The organism is Mycobacterium sp. NGS26 (assembly GCF_059813025.1).
Genome location: NZ_JCALDU010000006.1, coordinates 174348 through 194176 on the forward strand (window position 1 = coordinate 174348; position 19829 = coordinate 194176).

23 protein-coding genes are annotated in these 19829 nt (G+C 67.9%); 15 read left to right on the plus strand and 8 right to left on the minus strand.

Annotation, left to right across the window (positions count from 1 at the left end):
• Nucleotides 1-35: 35 nt before the first annotated feature.
• From AC5Y6X_RS19960 to AC5Y6X_RS19975, 4 genes are read right to left on the minus strand one after another with little or no spacing between them, the layout of a single operon-like run.
• Nucleotides 36-530 carry a hypothetical protein gene (locus AC5Y6X_RS19960; RefSeq protein WP_499988637.1) on the minus strand — a complete coding sequence of 165 codons (495 nt, stop codon included), beginning with the start codon at nucleotides 528-530 and terminating at the stop codon, nucleotides 36-38.
• A complete protein-coding gene (locus AC5Y6X_RS19965; protein WP_499988639.1) occupies nucleotides 514-1578 on the minus strand; it encodes a hypothetical protein in 1065 nt (354 codons plus the stop codon). Before AC5Y6X_RS19965 ends, AC5Y6X_RS19960 begins: the two co-directional genes overlap by 17 nt.
• Before the next feature lie 2 nt (nucleotides 1579-1580).
• Complete coding sequence (locus tag AC5Y6X_RS19970; protein ID WP_499988641.1) at nucleotides 1581-1877, minus strand: hypothetical protein; 297 nt, start codon at nucleotides 1875-1877, stop codon at nucleotides 1581-1583.
• 10 nt (nucleotides 1878-1887) lie between these two features.
• Complete coding sequence (locus AC5Y6X_RS19975) at nucleotides 1888-2010, minus strand: hypothetical protein (protein WP_499988642.1); 123 nt, start codon at nucleotides 2008-2010, stop codon at nucleotides 1888-1890.
• A gap of 1 nt (nucleotide 2011) precedes the next feature.
• On the opposite strand from AC5Y6X_RS19975, the gene AC5Y6X_RS19980 reads away from it, so the two are divergent.
• Genes AC5Y6X_RS19980 through AC5Y6X_RS20005 form a run of 6 tightly spaced genes read left to right on the plus strand, consistent with a single transcriptional unit; the run spans nucleotide 2012 to nucleotide 7740 of the window.
• Nucleotides 2012-2767 (plus strand): deoxyribonuclease IV, encoded by a 756-nt coding sequence (locus AC5Y6X_RS19980; RefSeq protein ID WP_499988643.1) that lies wholly within the window; start codon nucleotides 2012-2014, stop codon nucleotides 2765-2767.
• A gap of 14 nt (nucleotides 2768-2781) precedes the next feature.
• Nucleotides 2782-3612, plus strand: a complete 831-nt coding sequence (locus tag AC5Y6X_RS19985) for a CE1 family esterase (protein WP_499988644.1) — start codon at nucleotides 2782-2784, stop codon at nucleotides 3610-3612.
• A 49-nt stretch (nucleotides 3613-3661) separates the two neighbouring features.
• Complete coding sequence (locus AC5Y6X_RS19990) at nucleotides 3662-5290, plus strand: acyl-CoA dehydrogenase family protein (RefSeq protein ID WP_499988646.1); 1629 nt, start codon at nucleotides 3662-3664, stop codon at nucleotides 5288-5290.
• A gap of 8 nt (nucleotides 5291-5298) precedes the next feature.
• Nucleotides 5299-6237: a crotonase/enoyl-CoA hydratase family protein gene (locus AC5Y6X_RS19995; RefSeq protein WP_499988647.1), complete on the plus strand. Its 939-nt coding sequence runs from the start codon at nucleotides 5299-5301 to the stop codon at nucleotides 6235-6237.
• Nucleotides 6238-6253: 16 nt separating this feature from the next.
• Nucleotides 6254-6976, plus strand: a complete 723-nt coding sequence (locus AC5Y6X_RS20000; RefSeq protein WP_324680985.1) for a PaaX family transcriptional regulator C-terminal domain-containing protein — start codon at nucleotides 6254-6256, stop codon at nucleotides 6974-6976.
• The gene (locus AC5Y6X_RS20005; RefSeq protein WP_324680984.1) at nucleotides 6973-7740 is read left to right on the plus strand and encodes a crotonase/enoyl-CoA hydratase family protein; all 768 of its coding nucleotides are present in this window, start codon (nucleotides 6973-6975) and stop codon (nucleotides 7738-7740) included. Before AC5Y6X_RS20000 ends, AC5Y6X_RS20005 begins: the two co-directional genes overlap by 4 nt.
• Here AC5Y6X_RS20005 and AC5Y6X_RS20010 read toward each other — a convergent pair.
• Complete coding sequence (locus AC5Y6X_RS20010) at nucleotides 7737-8228, minus strand: DUF3060 domain-containing protein (RefSeq protein ID WP_499988650.1); 492 nt, start codon at nucleotides 8226-8228, stop codon at nucleotides 7737-7739. The genes AC5Y6X_RS20005 and AC5Y6X_RS20010 overlap by 4 nt on opposite strands.
• A 24-nt stretch (nucleotides 8229-8252) precedes the next feature.
• Entirely contained in the window at nucleotides 8253-8630 is a 378-nt protein-coding gene (locus AC5Y6X_RS20015) for a DUF3060 domain-containing protein (RefSeq protein WP_324680982.1), read from the minus strand.
• A gap of 152 nt (nucleotides 8631-8782) precedes the next feature.
• Between AC5Y6X_RS20015 and AC5Y6X_RS20020 the strand changes: the two genes are divergently transcribed.
• The 9 genes from AC5Y6X_RS20020 (at nucleotide 8783) to AC5Y6X_RS20060 (ending at nucleotide 17972) form a co-directional block, all read left to right on the plus strand.
• Nucleotides 8783-9430 carry a TetR/AcrR family transcriptional regulator gene (locus AC5Y6X_RS20020; RefSeq protein WP_324680981.1) on the plus strand — a complete coding sequence of 216 codons (648 nt, stop codon included), beginning with the start codon at nucleotides 8783-8785 and terminating at the stop codon, nucleotides 9428-9430.
• A 257-nt stretch (nucleotides 9431-9687) separates the two neighbouring features.
• On the plus strand, nucleotides 9688-10062 hold the full coding sequence (rpsL, locus tag AC5Y6X_RS20025; RefSeq protein WP_003879423.1) for a 30S ribosomal protein S12: 375 nt from the start codon (nucleotides 9688-9690) through the stop codon (nucleotides 10060-10062).
• Nucleotides 10062-10532, plus strand: coding sequence for a 30S ribosomal protein S7 (gene rpsG / locus AC5Y6X_RS20030; RefSeq protein WP_076061467.1), 471 nt, complete (start codon nucleotides 10062-10064; stop codon nucleotides 10530-10532). Before rpsL ends, rpsG begins: the two co-directional genes overlap by 1 nt.
• 81 nt (nucleotides 10533-10613) lie before the next feature.
• Entirely contained in the window at nucleotides 10614-12719 is a 2106-nt protein-coding gene (gene fusA, locus AC5Y6X_RS20035) for an elongation factor G (protein WP_499988651.1), read from the plus strand.
• Between the two features lie 96 nt (nucleotides 12720-12815).
• On the plus strand, nucleotides 12816-14006 hold the full coding sequence (gene tuf, locus AC5Y6X_RS20040; RefSeq protein WP_324680979.1) for an elongation factor Tu: 1191 nt from the start codon (nucleotides 12816-12818) through the stop codon (nucleotides 14004-14006).
• 182 nt (nucleotides 14007-14188) lie between these two features.
• Complete coding sequence (locus tag AC5Y6X_RS20045) at nucleotides 14189-14968, plus strand: PE family protein (protein ID WP_499988653.1); 780 nt, start codon at nucleotides 14189-14191, stop codon at nucleotides 14966-14968.
• A gap of 92 nt (nucleotides 14969-15060) precedes the next feature.
• A complete protein-coding gene (locus AC5Y6X_RS20050; protein ID WP_324679806.1) occupies nucleotides 15061-15879 on the plus strand; it encodes an SHOCT domain-containing protein in 819 nt (272 codons plus the stop codon).
• Nucleotides 15880-15928: 49 nt separating this feature from the next.
• Nucleotides 15929-16756: a mycofactocin-coupled SDR family oxidoreductase gene (locus AC5Y6X_RS20055; protein ID WP_324679808.1), complete on the plus strand. Its 828-nt coding sequence runs from the start codon at nucleotides 15929-15931 to the stop codon at nucleotides 16754-16756.
• 25 nt (nucleotides 16757-16781) lie between these two features.
• A complete protein-coding gene (locus AC5Y6X_RS20060; protein ID WP_324679810.1) occupies nucleotides 16782-17972 on the plus strand; it encodes an FAD-dependent oxidoreductase in 1191 nt (396 codons plus the stop codon).
• Here AC5Y6X_RS20060 and AC5Y6X_RS20065 read toward each other — a convergent pair.
• Both AC5Y6X_RS20065 and AC5Y6X_RS20070 read right to left on the minus strand, forming a co-directional pair.
• Nucleotides 17969-19246, minus strand: coding sequence for a VOC family protein (locus AC5Y6X_RS20065; RefSeq protein ID WP_499988655.1), 1278 nt, complete (start codon nucleotides 19244-19246; stop codon nucleotides 17969-17971). The two genes, AC5Y6X_RS20060 and AC5Y6X_RS20065, sit on opposite strands and share 4 nt — an antisense overlap.
• Nucleotides 19243-19761, minus strand: a complete 519-nt coding sequence (locus tag AC5Y6X_RS20070) for an RNA polymerase sigma factor (protein WP_324679814.1) — start codon at nucleotides 19759-19761, stop codon at nucleotides 19243-19245. The genes AC5Y6X_RS20065 and AC5Y6X_RS20070 overlap by 4 nt, the downstream gene beginning before the upstream one ends.
• Nucleotides 19762-19829: the final 68 nt, after the last annotated feature.

Sequence of the window (19829 nt, forward strand, 5' to 3'; positions counted from 1 at the left end):
GCTCCGTGCGGGGGCTTTTTCGTGGGCTGATGCCATCACAACCGGTTTCCGTATCGCCGGGGCTCGTTGACAACAGGCCGATCTTGATCTGCCTTCTGCTTCACCGATGGCCTTCCTGGCGGTGGCGTGTACCGAAACGCGTCGGGAATTTCCGACGGGCGGGCGGGAAGCCCTTCACTCGGGTCGCCGAGCCACAGAATGGTGTCTGGTTCGCCTGGTTGACGGAAAGAGCCCCAAGGCTGGCTCTCATCGAGATCGAGGTAGTAGTACCAGCGCACCGCCTCGTCCACGTCCGGCCACGGAACCGGGTCGATGATCGACTCCCTGGTATCGCGGACAAGTCCCCACGTGATGTCGGACGGCGGGGTCGTGTACACCAGGTACATCATCGGTCCCGCGGTCCACGCATGTGAAACCAGAAAAGGCTTGCTTCCTCTGCTGTTCTCATCCTCGATGCGGCGCAACAGATTCCGCAGCACCTTTGCCGCGAATTCAGCGTGCGCGTCGGTGGATTCAGTTGATGGGCACATTGTTGTTCACCCACGGTGGAGTCCACGTCCAATTCGGTTTTATTGCAATCACGCCACTGCCCCCCTCGAGAGGAAACATCGTGATCACCCCCTTCTGTCTACCATCGGGCACGTCTACGCGCCCCTCGCTGGGATCGACCACGATCCTCATCGTCAGACTCTCGCCGGTGTCCTGACAGTCGACAATTCCGAATCGGCCTTTGGTGCAGTGGGTGCGGTTGATCGGAACGTCATAGCGGAGGGTACCGTCCGGCATGTGCACTGGCCGGCTGTGTGAGATCAGGTCTTTGAACACATTCGGATTGACCACGCCGTGCTTCCAGTACGCCTTGTCCCAACCCCACCCCTTATCGTTGCGAGCGTCGTAGTAACCGCGGCGGAGGATGACATGGTTGCCGTCTAGGTCCGTGGCCTCGGCGATCACGTCATTGACGGGGTACGGCGACGGCTGTGGTGATGGATCTTGCTTCCAGTGGTCGACGGCTTGGATCTGTGGTTTCCGCGGCGCGCCGGGGCTGGGGGCCTGCGGAAAAGTTTCGCGGATTCCGGCGACCGCCGCGGTGATTTTGCCGGCGACTTGTTGATCCAGACCGACGAGTTGCGCGGCACGTTGTCGAATGTCGCCGGCCAAGGTTTGCGCCTGCGCTTGCCGGGCGGCCCGCTGGACGGCCGATCCGCCGCCCGAGCGATCGGTGACCGAGAGGTCTTCGCTTACATTGAACCCCGCCGTGCGAGCGTCCTCGACCGCGTATTGCACCCGGGATCGAGCCGCAGTCAGATCCGAAGCGCCGCCACGGGCAACCTTGGCCGCCGCGTGCAGCTGGTCGGCTGCCGCGCTCGTTGTCACCATGTCGGCATGGGTCGCGGTGCGCAGCGAGTCCGCGGCGTCGCCCTGCCAATCGATCGACAGCGCATCCCGCCAGACCTGGTTGGTCACCCCGTAGCTTCGCGCACCGACGGTTTCCCAGTGGTCGGCCGCCTCGGTCAAATGGTCGGTGGGCCAAGCCAACAGCTGCGAAAGGCTGGGAATGCCGGCGACCGCGGACATCGCTACACGCAGGTCGCCGGAGGGGCCACAGTCGCCATCTCGTCGGCCGACTGGGCATCATTGGCGAGGTAGCCGGCATTGGCCTGACCGACGTGGACTGAGTGGGTTCCTACCCGTGCGGCGAGCGCCGCGGTGAAGGCCGTGACGTCGGCATGCGCCGCGGTCACGGCAACCGCGCTGGCCTGGCACGACAAGCCCAGCCCCGCCGGAGCCGCTGCTTGGTCTAGTTCGTCGGCCGAGGCGGCCCATCGGCCGGCCGTCGCTGGCTGGCCAGCGGTATCGACGCGCAGTTCCTGCATAGGCGGAAGCTTAGTCGGACTTGCCGGCCGCGAAAGTCAGCCACATCAGCCACATCAGCACCTCGCGGCAACCGCCGCCCATTGGTGCGGGCGAGGGCGCCACGTCGTCGCCACCCGTCACTAGACTGGCCACCGTGCTCATCGGTTCACACGTCCGCAACGACGATCCCCTCGCCGCCGCCGAGGCGGACGGCGCAGAGGCGGTGCAGTTCTTCCTCGGCAACCCGCAGAGCTGGAAGAAGCCGAAGCCGCGTGAGGACGCCGAGACGCTGAAGGCGTCGGGCATCCCGCTGTACGTGCACGCGCCGTATCTCATCAACGTGGCATCGGCCAACAACCGGATCCGCATCCCGTCGCGCAAGATCCTGCAGGACACCTGCGACGCCGCCGCAGCGATCAACGCGACGGCGGTGATCGTGCACGGCGGCCACGCCGACGACAACGACATGGAGGCCGGCTTCGAGCGCTGGGTCAAAGCGCTGGACTACCTCGAAACAGACGTGCAGGTGTACCTGGAGAACACCGCCGGCGGCGACCACGCGATGGCCCGCCACTTCGACACGATCGGCAGGCTCTGGGATCACATCGGGGACAAGGGAATTGGCTTCTGCCTGGACACCTGCCATGCCTGGGCCGCGGGGGAGGAGCTGATCGACGCGGTCGACCGGATAAGGGCCCTGACGGGTCGCATCGACCTGGTGCACTGCAACGATTCGCGCGACGCGGCGGGCTCGGGCGCCGACCGGCACGCCAACCTGGGCAGCGGCAAGATCGACACCGAGCTGCTCGTCGCGGCGGTCCAGGCCGCCGACGCGCCGGTGATCTGCGAAACCGCCGACGAGGGCCGCAAGGACGACATCGCGTTCTTGCGCGAAAAGACCAGCGGCTGAGGCACACTCGGGCCGTGATTCGTCGGGTAGTCATACTGCTCGGCCTGCTGGTGGTGATCGCGGGTTGTGCGCCGCCACTACCGTCGGGCTTCGTCAAGGGCGCCAGCGCCCACCACATCCGAGTCGGCGGACACGATCGCGGCTATCGGCTGTACCTGCCCGCCGCGCTGCCCGCCTCGGCCCCCCTGGTGGTCGTGATGCACGGCGTATCGGGGAGCGCGAAGCAAGCCGAAAGGGCCTTCGGCTGGGACGAAGTCGCCGACTCGGCCAAGTTCGCCGTCGCCTATCCGGACGGCCTCGACCGAAGCTGGAACGTCGACGGGGAGACCTGCTGCGGCCGTTCCGGACGCGAAGGCGTCGACGACGTCGGCTTCGTCGGCGCGGCCGTCGCCGACATCACCAAGAACGTCGGCATCGACCCCGCCAAGATCTATGCCACCGGCATGAGCAACGGCGGCATCATGTCCTACACCCTGGCGTGCACCACCGACATTTTCGCGGCGATCGGCCCGGTTGCCGGCACCCAGCTGAACGCGTGCGGTTCCCCGCACCCGGCGTCGGTCATGCAGATCCACGGCACCGCCGACGATCTCGTCCCCTATAACGGTGGGCCGGGCTTCAGTGTCATCAACGGCCCACCGGTACCAGAGACAAATGCATTCTGGCGCAACGTCGATCGGTGCGGCGCCGCGGCCGTCAGCACCGACGGCCCGGTCACCACCTCGACGGCCGAATGCCCCGAGGGCCGCAGCGTCGTGCTCATCACCATCGACGGCGGGGGCCACGACTGGCCCGCCTTTGCCGCCCGGCGGCTGTGGCAGTTCTTCGCCGCGCATCCCCGCTAGTCGTGTTACAGCTCTTGTGCGGTTGTTGAAAAAATGTAACATGGGTGGCATGCCAGATACGCATGTCGTCACCAACCAGGTTCCTCCGCTGGAGAACTACAACCCCGCGACGTCCGCCGTGCTCGTCGAGGCCCTGATCCGCGAGGGCGGGCAATGGGGCCTGGAAGAGGTGAACGAGGTGGGCGCGATCGCCGGTGGTCGCGAAGCCCAGCGCTGGGGTGAGCTCGCCGACCGCAACCGGCCCATCCTGCACACCCACGACAAGTACGGCCACCGCGTCGACGAGATCGAGTACGACCCGGCGTACCACGAGCTGATGCGCACCGCGATCGCCCACGGCCTGCACGGCGCACCGTGGGCCGACGAGCGCCCGGGCGCGCACGTGGTGCGGGCCGCCAAGATGTCGGTCTGGAACGTCGAGCCCGGTCACACCTGCCCGGTCTCGATGACCTACGCCGTCGTGCCGGCGCTGCGCTACAACCCCGAACTGGCAGCGGTTTACGAACCCCTGCTGACCAATCGCGAATACGACCCCGAACTCAAGTTGGCCACCACCAAGCGCGGCATCACCGCCGGCATGTCGATGACCGAGAAGCAGGGCGGATCCGACGTCCGCGCCGGCACCACCGAGGCGGTCCCGAACGGCGACGGCAGCTACAGCCTGACCGGTCACAAATGGTTCACCTCGGCGCCGATGTGCGACATCTTCCTGGTGCTCGCGCAGGCCCCGGGCGGCCTGTCCTGCTTCATGCTGCCGCGGATCCTGCCCGACGGCAGCCGCAACCGAATGTTGTTGCAGCGCCTCAAGGACAAGCTCGGCAACCATGCCAACGCGTCGAGCGAGGTCGAATACGACGGCGCCGTCGCGTGGCTGGTGGGCGAGGAGGGCCGCGGCGTGCCGACCATCATCGAGATGGTCAACCTCACCAGGCTGGACTGCACCCTGGGCAGCGCCAGCAGCATGCGCACCGGCCTGACCCGCGCCATCCACCACGCCCAGCACCGAAAGGCGTTCGGCGCCTACCTGATCGACCAGCCGCTGATGCGCAACGTGCTGGCCGACCTGGCGGTGGAGGCCGAGGCCGCCACCATCGTCGCGATGCGGATGGCCGGCGCCACCGACAAGGCGTTGCGCGGAGACGACAGGGAGGCGTTGCTGCGCCGCATCGGATTGGCGGCCAGCAAGTACTGGGTGTGCAAGCGCGCCACCGGCCACGCGGCCGAGGCGCTGGAATGCCTGGGGGGCAACGGCTACGTCGAGGACTCGGGCATGCCGCGCCTGTTCCGCGAGGCACCGCTGATGGGCATCTGGGAGGGCTCGGGCAATGTCAGCGCGCTGGACACGTTGCGCGCCATGGCAACTCGGCCCGAATGTGTCGAGGTGCTGTTCGCCGAACTGGACGAGAGCACCGGTCAGGATCCGCGCCTGGCCGCTCATGTCGAGCCGCTGCGGCAAGACCTGACCGAACTGGACACCATCCAGTACCGGGCCCGCAAGGTTGCCGAGGACATCGCGTTGGCGCTGCAGGGGGCGCTCCTGGTGCGCCACGGCCACCCCGCCGTCGCCGAGGCCTTCCTGGCCACCCGGCTAGGCAACCAGTGGGGCGGCGCGTACGGCACCATGCCGACGGGCCTGGATCTCGCGCCCATCCTCGAGCGAGCCCTCGTCAAGGGCTGAGCCACAACATGACTCACGCCATCAGGCCGGTCGACTTCGACAACTTGAAAACGATGACCTATGAGGTCACCGACCGGGTTGCACGCATCACCTTCAACCGGCCGGAGAAGGGCAACGCGATCGTCGCCGACACCCCGCTGGAGCTCTCGGCGCTGGTGGAGCGGGCCGACCTGGACCCCGGTGTGCACGTCATCCTGGTGTCGGGTCGCGGCGAGGGCTTCTGCGCGGGCTTCGACCTGTCCGCCTACGCAGACCAGACCGGCTCGGCCGGCGGAACGGGCGCATACAAGGGCACGGTGCTCGACGGCAAGACCCAGGCGGTCAACCACCTGCCGAATCAGCCGTGGGACCCCATGATCGACTACCAGATGATGAGCCGCTTCGTGCGCGGGTTCTCCAGCCTGATGCACGCGGACAAGCCGACGGTGGTCAAGATCCACGGCTACTGCGTGGCCGGCGGCACCGACATCGCGCTGCACGCCGACCAGGTGATCGCCGCGGCCGACGCCAAGATCGGTTACCCGCCCACCCGCGTCTGGGGTGTGCCGGCGGCGGGGCTGTGGGCGCACCGGCTCGGTGACCAGCGCGCCAAACGCCTTCTGCTGACCGGGGATTGCATCACCGGCGCGCAGGCCGCCGAATGGGGCCTGGCGGTCGAGGCCCCGGCCCCCGAGCACCTCGACGAGCGCACCGAGCGGCTGGTGGAGCGGATCGCGGCGGTGCCGGTCAACCAGCTGATCATGGTCAAGCTGGCGCTGAATTCCGTCCTGCTGCAACAGGGCGTGGCCACCAGCAGGATGGTCAGCACGGTGTTCGACGGGATCGCCCGGCACACGCCCGAGGGGCACGCCTTCGTCGCCGACGCGGTCGAACACGGCTTCCGGGATGCGGTGCGGCATCGCGACGAGCCCTTCGGCGACTACGGCCGGCAGGCATCCCAGGTCTAGGCAGGCGTAGATAACCATGCCCAACATGACGGCGCGGTCGGTGGTGCTCAGCGTGCTGCTCGGTGCCCACCCGGCATGGGCCACCGCCAGCGACCTGATCAGGCTGACAAACGATTTCGGCATCAAGGAGACCACGCTGCGGGTCGCGCTGACCCGCATGGTCGGCGCCGGCGACCTGATCCGCTCCGCCGACGGCTACCGGCTGTCGGATCGCCTGCTGGCCCGGCAGCGCCGGCAGGACGATGCCATCGACCCACGCGTCCGCCCCTGGCACGGCGACTGGGTCGTGCTCATCGTCACCAGCGTGGGCAACGACGCGCGTACCCGGGCGGCGCTGCGAACCACCCTGCACAACAAGCGCTTCGGCGAACTGCGCGAAGGTGTTTGGATGCGGCCGGACAACCTGGAGCTGGATCTGGATCGCGAGCTCGAAGGCCGGGTGCGAATCCTGACGGCACGCGACGATGCCCCCGCCGAGCTGGCCGGCCGGCTGTGGGACCTGCCCGGCTGGGCGCAACAGGGCCACAGGTTGCTCGCAGAGATGGCCGCGGCGCGCGACATTCCCGGCCGCTTCATGGTGGCCGCGGCGACGGTCCGGCACCTGCTCACCGACCCGGTGCTGCCCGACGAGCTGTTACCGACCGAGTGGCCGGGCGACCGGCTGCGCGCGGCGTACCACGACTTCGCCGCCGAGCTTCTCAACCGGCGCGAACCAACCCAACTCCTGGAGGCGACATGAGTGATCCGGTGCGCGTGGAGCGCAAGGGCCCGGTGACGACGGTGATCCTCGACCGGCCGGCGGCGCGCAACGCCGTCAACGGTCCGACGGCCACGGCCCTGTACGCGGCGTTCGAGCAATTCGAACGCGACGACTCGGCGTCGGTGGCCGTGCTGTGGGGCGACGGCGGAACCTTTTGCGCGGGAGCAGATTTGAAGGCGTTCGGCACGCCGGAGGCCAACGTCGTGCACCGGACCGGTCCCGGGCCGATGGGCCCGTCGCGCATGGTGCTGTCCAAGCCGGTGATCGCCGCGGTCAGTGGTTACGCCGTCGCCGGGGGTCTGGAGCTGGCGCTGTGGTGTGACCTGCGGGTGGCCGAGGAAGATGCCGTGTTCGGCGTGTTTTGTCGCCGCTGGGGCGTGCCGCTGATCGACGGCGGCACCGTGCGGCTGCCGCGGCTGATCGGCCACAGCCGGGCGATGGACATGATCCTCACCGGCCGCGGTGTCAAAGCCGACGAGGCGCTCGCCATCGGGTTGGCCAATCGCGTTGTGCCCAAAGGCAAATCCCGGCAGGCGGCCGAGGAGTTGGCGGCCGAGTTGGCCGCCCTGCCCCAGCAGTGCCTGCGCTCGGACCGGCTGTCGGCCCTGCACCAGTGGGGACTGCCGGAATCCGCGGCGCTCGACCTGGAGTTCGCCAGCATCTCCCGGGTCGCCGGGGAGGCGCTGGAGGGGGCGGGCCGATTCGCCGGCGGCGCCGGCCGCCACGGCGCGCCGGCCGGTTAGCCGCCCTTGTTGATGGTGTTGGTCGACCCGATGTTGTCGACCTTCGGGTCACCGTCCTTGTAGGTGATGGTGTTGTCCATCCCCAGCACCGTGAGTTTGGTGTTGATCTTGTCGATCGTGATCTTGTTGTTGGCGCCGCCGATGGTCACCTTCTCGCAGGTGCCGGTGACCGTCAGCGTGTTGTTCGAACCGGCGACGTTGAGCGACTTGCCGGTGGCGCAGTCGAGGGTGGCCGTGGTCCCCATCGATCCGTAGTTCAGCGTGTTGCCGATCTCCACCGATGCGGTGGTGCTTTCGCCGCTCGTGCCCGTCGTCGGCGCGGCGGTTCCGCTGCTCGCCGTCGTGGTCGCCGTCGTGGAGGTCGTCGGAGCGCCGCCGGGCGGGTTGGCGGTCGAACTGCACGCGGCCAGCACCAGCGCCGCGAGCGCCGGCGCCGCGGCGTAGGCCACGCGTCCGCGTGGGTGACCAGTGATGTGGGCTGCGCGCATTGTTCGTCGATCCCCCTTGGTGTCTCAGGCGGGCACTTGCTGAAGCCGGTTCGTCATGCCCAGTTCGCGGCCGCGGTCCCAGAGGATCGGCGCGCCGTTGTGATAGAACACGGTCTGGTTATAGCCGTAGACGGTGATGTCGTGGGTCACCGAGTCGGCGATGACGGTGTTGCCCGAGCCCATCACCGTCACGGCCCAACAGTTGCCCAACGCGTTGACGGTGTTACTCGTGCCGTTGACGATCAGGGTGGCGTCGTTGCAATCCAGCGTCTGCTCGAGCCCCTGCCCGATGACGTGGGTGTCGCCGTTCTTGGCCTGCGCCGCGGGCTGCGGGCCGGCGAGTGCTGCGCTCGTCGCGATGACACAGGTTGCAAGCGATCCCGCGATGGTTGTCCATTTCACTGCGGGCCCCCTTCGCTTCGGCGGGTATCTGCTGGACTGAGCGTACGTGTATTTGCCTGCGCGATGGCAGACTTTTTTCTCCCCCATCGACGGGGCGCCACCCCGGATCCGTCGGAGCTTTTTCCCGCCGACGTCAACTAGAGTCATTAGTCATGACAGCTCAGCCCGAACCGCCGTCAGCCGGCGCGCGACAACGCGCCGGGCGGTCGGCGGCGCGCCCGGCCAAGCTGAGCCGGGAGGGCATCGTCGACGGCGCGCTGACCTTCCTGGACCGGGAGGGCTGGGACTCGCTGACCATCAACGCGCTGGCCACGCAGCTGGGGACCAAGGGGCCGTCGCTGTACAACCACGTGGACAGCCTGGAGGACCTGCGGCGGGCGGTGCGCATCCGGGTCATCGACGACATCATCACGATGCTGAACCGGGTCGGCGAGGGCCGGGCTCGCGACGACGCGGTGCTGGTCATGGCCGGTGCCTACCGCAGCTACGCCCACCACCACCCGGGGCGCTACTCGGCGTTCACCCGGATGCCGCTGGGCGGCGACGACCCCGAGTACACCGCCGCCACCCGCAACGCGGCCGCGCCCGTCATCGCGGTGCTGTCCTCCTACGGCCTGGACGGTGACGAGGCGTTCTACGCGGCGCTCGAGTTCTGGTCCGCGCTGCACGGCTTCGTGCTGCTGGAGATGACCGGCGTGATGGACGACATCGACACGGATGCGCTGTTCTCCGACATGGTGCTGCGGCTCGCGGCGGGCCTGGAACGGCGGACCGCGCACAACAGCGCGAACCCGGCCTAGGTGGGCCTAGGGCCGCTTTGACCTGCCAGACCAGCGGCGGGTATTGTGGTTGCTCGTGCCTGGCGGCTTACGGCGCCTGACGTAAGGAAGTGGATGCCGGGCGAATTCGCATGTCCACGAAGCAACGGATGAATCCGACGCTGAGCGCGTGCGACACACCCGGCCGCGGGGTACGGAGACTACTCCAAGGCGGGGCAAAACCGCAGTACAAAGACTTGAACACCGTTAGCGAGACGCCGAACACAGAAAGCCGGTAGATGCCAACCATTCAGCAGCTGGTCCGCAAGGGTCGTCGGGACAAGATCGGCAAGGTCAAGACCGCGGCCCTGAAGGGCAGCCCCCAGCGCCGTGGCGTATGCACCCGCGTGTACACCACCACCCCGAAGAAGCCGAACTCGGCGCTTCGCAAGGTCGCGCGCGTGAAGCTGACGAGCCAGGTCGAGGTCACCGCCTACATCCCCGGCGAGGGCCACAACCTGCAGGAGCATTCGATGGTGCTGGTGCGCGGCGGCCGAGTCAAGGACCTGCCCGGCGTGCGGTACAAGATCATCCGCGGTTCGCTCGACACCCAGGGCGTCAAGAACCGCAAGCAGGCCCGCAGCCGTTACGGCGCCAAGAAGGAGAAGAGCTGATGCCGCGCAAGGGGCCCGCGCCCAAGCGTCCGCTGGTCAACGACCCCGTTTATGGGTCGCAGCTGGTCACCCAGCTGGTGAACAAGGTTTTGCTGAAGGGGAAGAAATCGCTGGCCGAGCGCATTGTTTATGGGGCGCTCGAGCATGCCCGCGACAAGACCGGCACCGATCCCGTCATCACCCTCAAGCGGGCCCTGGACAACGTCAAGCCGGCCCTGGAGGTGCGCAGCCGCCGCGTCGGTGGTGCGACCTACCAGGTGCCCGTCGAGGTGCGGCCGGACCGGTCGACCACGCTGGCACTGCGCTGGCTCGTCAGCTTCTCGCGGCAACGCCGGGAGAAGACCATGATCGAGCGGCTGGCAAACGAGATCCTGGATGCCAGCAACGGCCTCGGGGCCTCCGTCAAGCGGCGTGAGGACACCCACAAGATGGCCGAGGCAAACCGCGCCTTCGCGCACTATCGCTGGTGATAGCCGCCGGCAGAGTGGCCGGCCGGGCGCAAAACCGACAGCGAAGTAACTGAGCAACGTAGAAAGAGTGGGAAGACTTCTGTGGCACAGAAGGACGTGCTGACCGACCTGAGCAAGGTCCGCAACTTCGGCATCATGGCGCACATCGATGCCGGCAAAACGACGACCACCGAGCGGATCCTGTACTACACCGGCATCAACTACAAGATCGGTGAGGTCCATGACGGCGCCGCCACCATGGACTGGATGGAGCAGGAGCAGGAACGCGGGATCACCATCACCTCCGCGGCCACGACGACGTTCTGGAAAGACAACCAGCTCAACATCATCGACACCCCGGGACACGTCGACTTCACCGTCGAGGTGGAGCGCAACCTGCGCGTGCTCGACGGCGCCGTCGCCGTGTTCGACGGCAAGGAGGGTGTCGAACCGCAGTCCGAGCAGGTCTGGCGGCAGGCCGACAAGTACGACGTCCCCCGCATCTGCTTCGTCAACAAGATGGACAAGATCGGCGCGGACTTCTACTTCTCGGTGCGCACGATGGAGGAGCGGCTCGGCGCCAACGCGGTGCCGATCCAGCTGCCCATCGGCTCGGAGAGCGAGTTCGAGGGCGTCGTCGACCTGGTCGAGATGAATGCCAAGGTGTGGCGCGGTGAGACGAAGCTCGGCGAGACCTACGACACCGTCGAGATCCCGGCCGAGCTGGCGGAAAAGGCCGAGGAGTACCGGACCAAGCTGCTCGAGGTCGTCGCCGAGACCGACGAGGACCTGCTGGAGAAGTACGTCGGCGGCGAGGAGATCACCGTCGACGAGATCAAGGCGGCGATTCGCAAGCTGACCATCGCCTCGGAGATCTACCCGGTGCTGTGCGGCAGCGCGTTCAAGAACAAGGGCGTGCAGCCCATGCTCGACGCCGTCGTCGACTACCTGCCCTCGCCGCTGGACGTGCCGCCGGCCGTCGGGCACCCGCCGGGCAAGGAGGACGAGGAGGTCGTGCGCCACGCGTCCACCGACGAGCCCTTCGCGGCGTTGGCGTTCAAGATTGCGACGCACCCGTTCTTCGGCAAGTTGACCTACATCCGGGTGTACTCGGGCACCGTCGAGTCGGGCAGCCAGGTCATCAACGCCACCAAGGGCAAGAAGGAGCGGCTGGGCAAGCTGTTCCAGATGCACTCCAACAAGGAGAACCCCGTCGAGCGCGCCTCAGCGGGCCACATCTACGCGGTGATCGGGCTCAAGGACACCACCACCGGTGACACCCTGAGCGACCCGACCCACCAGGTCGTGCTGGAGTCGATGACCTTCCCCGCCCCGGTCATCGAGGTCGCCATCGAGCCCAAGACCAAGAGCGACCAGGAGAAGCTTTCCCTGTCGATCCAGAAGCTCGCCGAGGAGGACCCGACCTTCAAGGTGCATCTGGATTCCGAGACCGGCCAGACCGTGATCGGCGGCATGGGCGAGCTGCACCTGGACATCCTGGTGGACCGCATGCGCCGCGAGTTCAAGGTCGAGGCCAACGTGGGCAAGCCCCAGGTGGCCTACAAGGAGACCATCAAGCGGGTCGTGCAGAACGTCGAGTACACCCACAAGAAGCAGACGGGTGGCTCGGGCCAGTTCGCGAAGGTCATCATCAACCTCGAGCCGTTCACCGGCGAGGACGGTGCGACCTACGAGTTCGAGAACAAGGTCACCGGTGGCCGCATCCCGCGGGAGTACATCCCGTCGGTCGATGCCGGCGCGCAGGACGCCATGCAGTATGGCGTGCTGGCCGGTTACCCGCTGGTGAACCTGAAGGTCACCCTGCTCGACGGCGCCTACCACGAGGTCGACTCCTCGGAGATGGCGTTCAAGATCGCGGGTTCCCAGGTGCTGAAAAAGGCTGCGGCGCAAGCGCAGCCGGTGATCCTCGAGCCGATCATGGCGGTCGAAGTGACCACACCCGAGGACTACATGGGTGACGTGATCGGCGATTTGAACTCCCGCCGTGGCCAGATCCAGGCCATGGAGGAGCGGGCCGGTGCGCGCGTCGTTCGGGCGCACGTGCCGCTGTCCGAGATGTTCGGCTACGTCGGCGACCTGAGGTCCAAGACTCAAGGCCGGGCGAACTACTCCATGGTGTTCGACAGCTACGCCGAGGTTCCGGCGCAGGTGTCGAAGGAGATCATTGCGAAGGCGACGGGCGAGTAGTCGGAACGTTACGAGTAAGCTGACGCGGTCACCGCGGCACAACTGGAAAACATCAACACTGCTTAACAAGCACCAAACAAGTCGGAGGACACAAAAGTGGCGAAGGCGAAGTTCCAGCGGACCAAGCCCCACGTCAACATCGGGACCATCGGTCACGTTGACCACGGCAAGACCACACTGACCGCGGCTATCACCAAGGTCCTGCATGACAAGTTTCCGGACCTGAACGAGTCGAAGGCGTTCGATCAGATCGACAACGCTCCCGAGGAGCGTCAGCGCGGCATCACGATCAACATCGCGCACGTCGAGTACCAGACCGACAAGCGGCACTACGCCCACGTCGACGCCCCCGGGCACGCCGACTACATCAAGAACATGATCACCGGAGCGGCCCAGATGGACGGCGCGATCCTGGTGGTGGCCGCGACCGACGGCCCCATGCCGCAGACGCGTGAGCACGTGCTGCTGGCCCGCCAGGTCGGGGTGCCCTACATCCTGGTGGCCCTGAACAAGGCGGACGCCGTCGACGACGAGGAGCTGCTCGAGCTCGTCGAGATGGAGGTTCGCGAGCTGCTGGCCGCCCAGGAGTTCGACGAGGAGGCCCCGGTGATCCGGGTCTCGGCGCTGAAGGCGCTCGAGGGCGACGAGAAGTGGGTCGCCTCGGTCGAGGAGCTGATGGCCGCGGTCGACGAGTCGATCCCGGACCCCGTCCGCGAGACCGACAAGCCGTTCCTGATGCCCGTCGAGGACGTCTTCACCATCACCGGCCGCGGCACCGTGGTCACCGGTCGGGTGGAGCGCGGCGTCATCAACGTGAACGAGGAGGTCGAGATCGTCGGCATCCGGCCGTCAACCACCAAGACGACCGTCACCGGCGTTGAGATGTTCCGCAAGCTGCTCGACCAGGGCCAGGCCGGCGACAATGTCGGGCTGCTGCTGCGCGGTGTCAAGCGCGAGGACGTCGAGCGCGGCCAGGTCGTGACGAAGCCCGGCACCACCACGCCGCACACCGAGTTCGAGGGCCAGGTCTACATCCTGTCCAAGGACGAGGGTGGCCGGCACACGCCGTTCTTCAACAACTACCGTCCGCAGTTCTACTTCCGCACCACCGACGTGACCGGTGTGGTGACGCTGCCGGAGGGCACGGAGATGGTGATGCCCGGCGACAACACCAACATCTCGGTGAAGCTGATCCAGCCCGTCGCCATGGACGAGGGCCTGCGATTCGCGATCCGCGAGGGTGGCCGCACCGTCGGCGCCGGCCGGGTCACCAAGATCATCAAGTAGTCCGGTTCCGCAAAGCCCGGGTTGTCGTTTGTCGGCGGTCCGGGCTTTGCGCGTCCCGGCGCGGAACGAAGCTTGCGAAAAAGTCGCAAAAAGCCCGGTCAAGTCCTACGATTTGGATTGTCCAGTCTGCGATTGGCGGCCGGGCGATCATTTGACCGCCATGGCCTGGTCGGAGGGTGCAGATGTCGTACGTGAACGCGACGCCCGCCTACGTGGCGGCCGCGGCATCTGACCTGGCCGGCATCGGCTCCTCGATCAGCTCAGCAAACTCGGCCGCGCTGGGCCCGACGTCGAGCGTGCTGCCCCCGGGCGCCGACGAGGTCTCGCTGGGCATCGCGGCCTTGTTCGGCACGCACTCCCAGATGTATCAGCAGCTCAGCGCGCAGGCGGCGCTGTTTCATCAGCAGTTTGTGCAGCTCATGAACGGCGGTGCGGCCGAGTACGCCGCGACCGAGGCCGTGAACACCGCGCCCCTGCAGGCCGTCAGCCAAGGCGCGGTGGGGTCGGCGGCCCCGGCGGGTTCGATGGCGGCCGCGGTGCCGGCGGCGGCGACGGCCGGCCTGACGGGCGGGTCGGCGACCGTGGCGCCGGCCGCGCCGCTGGCCGCCGCGGCGGCGACTCCCGCGCCGGCGGCGGCGAGCCCGGCGGCCGGTGCGCCGCTGGCGGCGATGGGAGCGGCGGGCCCGGCCGCAACGGGGCCGCTGGCACCCGCCGCGACGCCGGTGGCGGCGGTGCAGCCCGAAGCTCACGCCACTACGCAGGCGACGCTCGTGCACAGCACCCAGCCCGCCGCCGCACCGGAAGCCGAAACGCAGGGCATGTCTCCCGCGTCCGCGATGCCGACACCGCTGGCGGCGTCGGCGGCGGCCACCGCGGCCGTCCCGGCGAAACGCGTCATCTCCCCGGCGGCGGGGGCAGCGGGGTCCTTCACGGGGCAGCCGGCGCACAATGCGCCGGCGTGACACACCCGGACACCGGTTTGCACGTATGACGCTCGCGGGGGGACCGCGGGCGCTAATCTGACACGGGTTCCCAGCAAGGCGAGGAGAGACGGGTGTTTGCGCGCTACCTGAAGGCCCAGTTGTTGGTTTTGCTGTGTGGCGGCCTGGTTGGGCCGATCTTCTTGATCGTCTACTTCACGCTGGGGTTCAAAGACCTACTGAGCTGGATGTTTTACGTCGGTCTGCTCATCACCGTCGCCGACGTGCTGGTGGCGCTGGCGTTGGCCAACTACGGCGCCAAATCGTCGGCCAAGAACGCCGAGCTCGAGCAGAACGGGGTGTTGGCGCTCGCCCAGATCACCGGGGTCACCGAGACGGGAATGTGGGTCAACAATCAGCAGGTCGTCAAGCTGCAGCTGCACATCTCGGGGCCCGGGTTCCTGCCGTTCGACAGCGAAGACCGGGTGACCGCCAACGTCACCCGGCTCGGCAACCTGAACGCCCGCAAAGTCGTGGTGTTGGTCAACCCGACCACCCAGGAATACCGAATCGACTGGGAGCGAAGCGCTTTGGTCAACGGGCTGGTGCCCGCGCAATTCACCCTGGCCGAAGACAACAGGACCTACGACCTGAGCGGGCAGGCCGGTCCGCTGATGGAGATCCTGCAGATCCTCAAGGCCAACAACGTGCCGCTCAACCGGATGGTCGACATCCGGTCGAACCCGGTGTTGCGCCAGCAGATCCAGGCCGTGGTGCGCCGGGCGGCCGAACAGCAGCCACAGCCCGCGGGGGCGGGCGCGCCGGCTCCTCCGCCACCGCCGCACGCTTCGATCGCCGACCGGCTCTCCGAGCTCGACAAGCTGCGGGCCACCGGCGCGCTGAACGACCAGGAGTACAACACCCGGCGGGCCCAGATCATCTCCGAAATCTGAACCCCCGGCGAGTTAGAACACGTTCCAGTTTCACTGCTAGCCTGTCCTGGTGACTGAACGGGTTGGATCACTGCAAGGCCGGGTGGCGTTCGTCACCGGCGCCGCCCGCGCCCAGGGGCGGTCGCATGCGGTGCGGCTCGCCCGCGAGGGCGCCGACATCATCGCGCTCGACATCTGCGCGCCGGCGTCGGACACCCTGACCTACACGCCGGCCACCCCCGAGGACCTGACCGAGACGGTCCGCCTGGTGGAAGCCGAGGGGCGCAAGGTGCTGGCCCGCGAGGCGGACATCCGCGACGACGCCGCGCTGCGGCAGTTGGTGGCCGACGGGGTCGAACAATTCGGCCGCCTCGACATTCTGGTCGCCAACGCCGGCGTGCTGGGCTGGGGCAGGGTCTGGGAACTCACCGATGAGCAGTGGGACACGGTCATCGGGATCAACCTGACCGGGACCTGGCGCACCCTGCGCGCCGCGATCCCGGCGATGATCGAGGCCGGCAACGGCGGTTCCATCATCGTCGTCAGCAGCTCGGCGGGCATCAAGGCGACGCCCGGCAACGGCCATTACGCGGCCAGCAAGCACGGGCTGACCGCGCTGACCAACACCCTGGCGATCGAGCTCGGCGAATACCACATCCGGGTCAACTCCATCCACCCCTACTCGGTCGACACCCCGATGATCGAGCCGGAGGCGATGACCGAAATATTCGCCAAGCATCCCCGCTTCGTGCACAGCTTCCCGCCAATGCCGTTGCAGTACAAGGGTTTCATGACGTCCGACGAGGTATCCGACGTCGTGGTGTGGCTCGCCGGCGACGGCTCGGGCACCCTGTCGGGCACCCAGATCCCCGTCGACAAGGGCGCCTTGAAGTACTGACCGCCGACCGTGGTAAGAACACCACGTGACTGAAAAGGGCTCTGAAAAGGGCATCGTGATCGTCGGCGGCGGTCTCGCCGCCGCCCGGACGGCGGAGCAACTGCGTCGATCCGAGTACTCCGGTCGCATCACCATCGTCAGCGACGAGGTGCATCTGCCCTACGATCGCCCGCCGTTGTCCAAGGAAGTGCTGCGCAAGGAGGTCGACGACGTCGCACTCAAACCGCGTGACTGGTACGACGAGAACGACATCACGCTGCGACTGGGCTCGGCCGCCACCCGTCTCGACACCGCCGCGCAGACCCTGACCCTCGACGACGGGACGAAACTCGGCTACGACGAGCTCGTCATCGCCACGGGCCTGGTGCCGCGGCGCATCCCGGCCTTCCCGGATCTCGAGGGCATCCGGGTGCTGCGGTCTTTCGACGAGAGCATGGCGCTGCGCCAGCACGCGTCGCAGGCGCGGCGGGCCGTGGTGGTCGGTGCCGGCTTCATCGGCTGCGAGGTCGCGGCCAGCCTGCGCACCCTGGGCGTCGAGGTCGTGTTGGTGGAGCCGCAGCCGACGCCGCTGGCGTCCGTGCTCGGCGAGCAGATCGGCGAGCTGGTGGCGCGGCTGCACCGCGGCGAGGGCGTCGACGTCCGTCTCGGTGTCAGCGTGGCCGAGGTCCGCGGCGACGGCCACGTCGACACCGTGGTGCTCACCGACGGCACCGAACTGCCCGCCGACCTGGTGGTGGTCGGCATCGGGTCGCGACCGGCCACCGACTGGCTCGAGGGCAGCGGCGTCGAGGTCGACAACGGGGTCATCTGCGACGAGGCCGGACGCACCAGCGCGCCCAGGGTGTGGGCGCTGGGTGACGTCGCGTCGTGGCGCGATACGACGGGACACCAAGCGCGCGTGGAACATTGGAGCAACGTCGCCGACCAGGCCCGGGTGGTGGTGCCGGCGATGCTGGGCCAGGACGTGCCGTCGGCCGTGGTCGTGCCGTACTTTTGGAGCGACCAATACGACATCAAGATCCAGTGTCTGGGCGAACCCGAGGCCACCGACATCGTGCACCTGGTCGAGGACGACGGCCGCAAGTTCCTGGCCTACTACGAGCGCGCCGGGGTGATGGTCGGCGTGGTGGGCGGCGGGATGCCCGGCAAGGTGATGAAGGTCCGCCGCAAGATCGCCGACGCCACACCCATCTCGGAGATGCTGAACCCCGCCTAAAGCTGGCCCAGGTAAAAGCGCGCGCCCTGATCGTCCGCGCATTCGGCGGAGACGCCATACGGCTGGCGCGCCGGTTCGGCCAGCACGGTGCCGCCCGCCTCGGCGACCCGGGCGACGGCCGCGTCGATGTCCGCGACGGTCCACATCGGCACCGTGGCCGGGTGCCGGCTGCCCCCGGCGGCCCCGGCCATCGGGTGTGGCCCCACCACCTGCCAGCCGTCGCCGACGCGGCCGGGTTCGAACGTCCATCCCAGCACCCGGCCGTAGAAATCGCGGAAGCTCGCGGAGTCGGGCACCTGGTAGGTGACATACGACAGCTCGCCGGGCCCGGATCCGTTGAGCGCCGGGCGCTTTTGCCGGGCCGCCGGCTCGTACACCGCGAACGCCATTCCCTGCGGGTCGGTGGCGTCCAGCACGGTGCCGTAATCGGTGTGCCGGATTTCACCCGGGACTCCGCCGGCCCCGGCTATCGCCGCACGAGCAGCCCGCACGTCGTCGACGGCATAGCAGCAGAACAGGGTGGGCGGTTCGGTGCTGGCCGAAATCCCGGTCGGCAGTTCGGCATTCGTGACCCGGTGGGTCGCCGGATCGTATGCCCAACCCAGCACGTGACCGTAGAAGGCGGCCGCGCGGTCGGCGTCGGGGACCCACACCGAGACGTAGCCGATGTCGCCGTGCCGGATGACGTCGGCCGGTGCGCCCGTCGGGCCGGACAGCATCCAGCGGTGGCCGAACGGGTCGATGACGGTGGCGTTGCGCGATCCATGGCTCTCGTAGACCTCGCGCTGCACGGTGGCGCCGTGTCCGCGCGCCTTGCGCAGCGCCGCGTCGGTGTCGTCGACGTGCAGCATCAGGCTGACCGAAACCGAGCCGGGCGCAGGCGCTTTGAGCCCGAGCTCGGGATACTCGTCGGCCAGGTACAGCACGCCGTTCGCGATCGCCAGCTCGGCGTGACCGATTCGCCCGTCGTCCATCACGATCGGTTCACCGACCACCGCCGCGCCGAAAGCGTCGGTGTACCAGGCGATCGCGGCCCGCGCATTCGCCACACTCAGGTAGGGCAGCGCGGCCGGGCGTGGATCCCGCTGGGCTGCAGGCGGTTCGGTCAACTCGGAGATGGCACTGGCGGTGCCGCTCATGACGACTCCTTCCGGTAGGGACAGCGCGGATTGCAGCCGGCGGCGCAGCCGGACCGCGAACACCGGATCGGGTTGCACCGGAAGGTCATCGGCGCGCAGCACGCTCAGTGGGTCCGATCGGTCATGCCGACTCACGAGGTGCCTCCTTCCGGATAGTGCTGTTTGAAGGCGCGCCGGGCCCGGACCAGGAGCGCTTCGGTGGCGTGGACGGTGCGGCCGATCAGCTCGGCGCACTCGGGAACCGAGCAGTCGTCCATGTACCGCAGCACGAGCACCGTGCGGTGGGGCTCGGCCAACCGGGCCAGCACGGCCTCGGCGATCATGCGATCCAGCTCGGCGTCCCAGTCGTCGGCGCCGGCGGCGTCGGGTTCCGGCGGCTCGGCGACGGGCACGGTCGCCCGGCGCGCACCGCGCCGGTAGTGGTCCGCCAGCTTGTGCCGTGCCACGCCGAGCAGCCACGGGACCGAGATCGTCGGCGTATCGCCCCTGCGGGCGGCGTCCATGGCCGCCAGGAAGGTCTCCGACGTCAGGTCCTCCGCCGCGCCGGTGTCGGCGCAGCGCCGGACGAAGTACCCGTACACCACCGGCAACGCCTCGTCGTACAGCGCCAGCAGCGGATGATCGGATCGGTCGTCCGCTGCGGCGCTCACACCCCTATCGTCGTCGCGGCGGGGCGAACTCCGACGGGGGTTGGCGATAAAAATCGACAATCTTTAGA

Coding starts and splice junctions, on each gene's coding strand:
- AC5Y6X_RS20045 (WP_499988653.1), top strand. CDS start 14,189: ATGTCGTACGTGAACGCGACGCCCGCCTACGTGGCGGCCGCGGCATCT.
- AC5Y6X_RS19990 (WP_499988646.1), top strand. CDS start 3,662: ATGCCAGATACGCATGTCGTCACCAACCAGGTTCCTCCGCTGGAGAAC.
- AC5Y6X_RS19970 (WP_499988641.1), bottom strand. CDS start 1,877: ATGCAGGAACTGCGCGTCGATACCGCTGGCCAGCCAGCGACGGCCGGC.
- AC5Y6X_RS19960 (WP_499988637.1), bottom strand. CDS start 530: ATGTGCCCATCAACTGAATCCACCGACGCGCACGCTGAATTCGCGGCA.
- rpsL (WP_003879423.1), top strand. CDS start 9,688: ATGCCAACCATTCAGCAGCTGGTCCGCAAGGGTCGTCGGGACAAGATC.
- rpsG (WP_076061467.1), top strand. CDS start 10,062: ATGCCGCGCAAGGGGCCCGCGCCCAAGCGTCCGCTGGTCAACGACCCC.
- AC5Y6X_RS19995 (WP_499988647.1), top strand. CDS start 5,299: ATGACTCACGCCATCAGGCCGGTCGACTTCGACAACTTGAAAACGATG.
- AC5Y6X_RS20005 (WP_324680984.1), top strand. CDS start 6,973: ATGAGTGATCCGGTGCGCGTGGAGCGCAAGGGCCCGGTGACGACGGTG.
- AC5Y6X_RS19965 (WP_499988639.1), bottom strand. CDS start 1,578: ATGTCCGCGGTCGCCGGCATTCCCAGCCTTTCGCAGCTGTTGGCTTGG.
- AC5Y6X_RS20000 (WP_324680985.1), top strand. CDS start 6,254: ATGCCCAACATGACGGCGCGGTCGGTGGTGCTCAGCGTGCTGCTCGGT.
- AC5Y6X_RS20020 (WP_324680981.1), top strand. CDS start 8,783: ATGACAGCTCAGCCCGAACCGCCGTCAGCCGGCGCGCGACAACGCGCC.
- AC5Y6X_RS20010 (WP_499988650.1), bottom strand. CDS start 8,228: ATGCGCGCAGCCCACATCACTGGTCACCCACGCGGACGCGTGGCCTAC.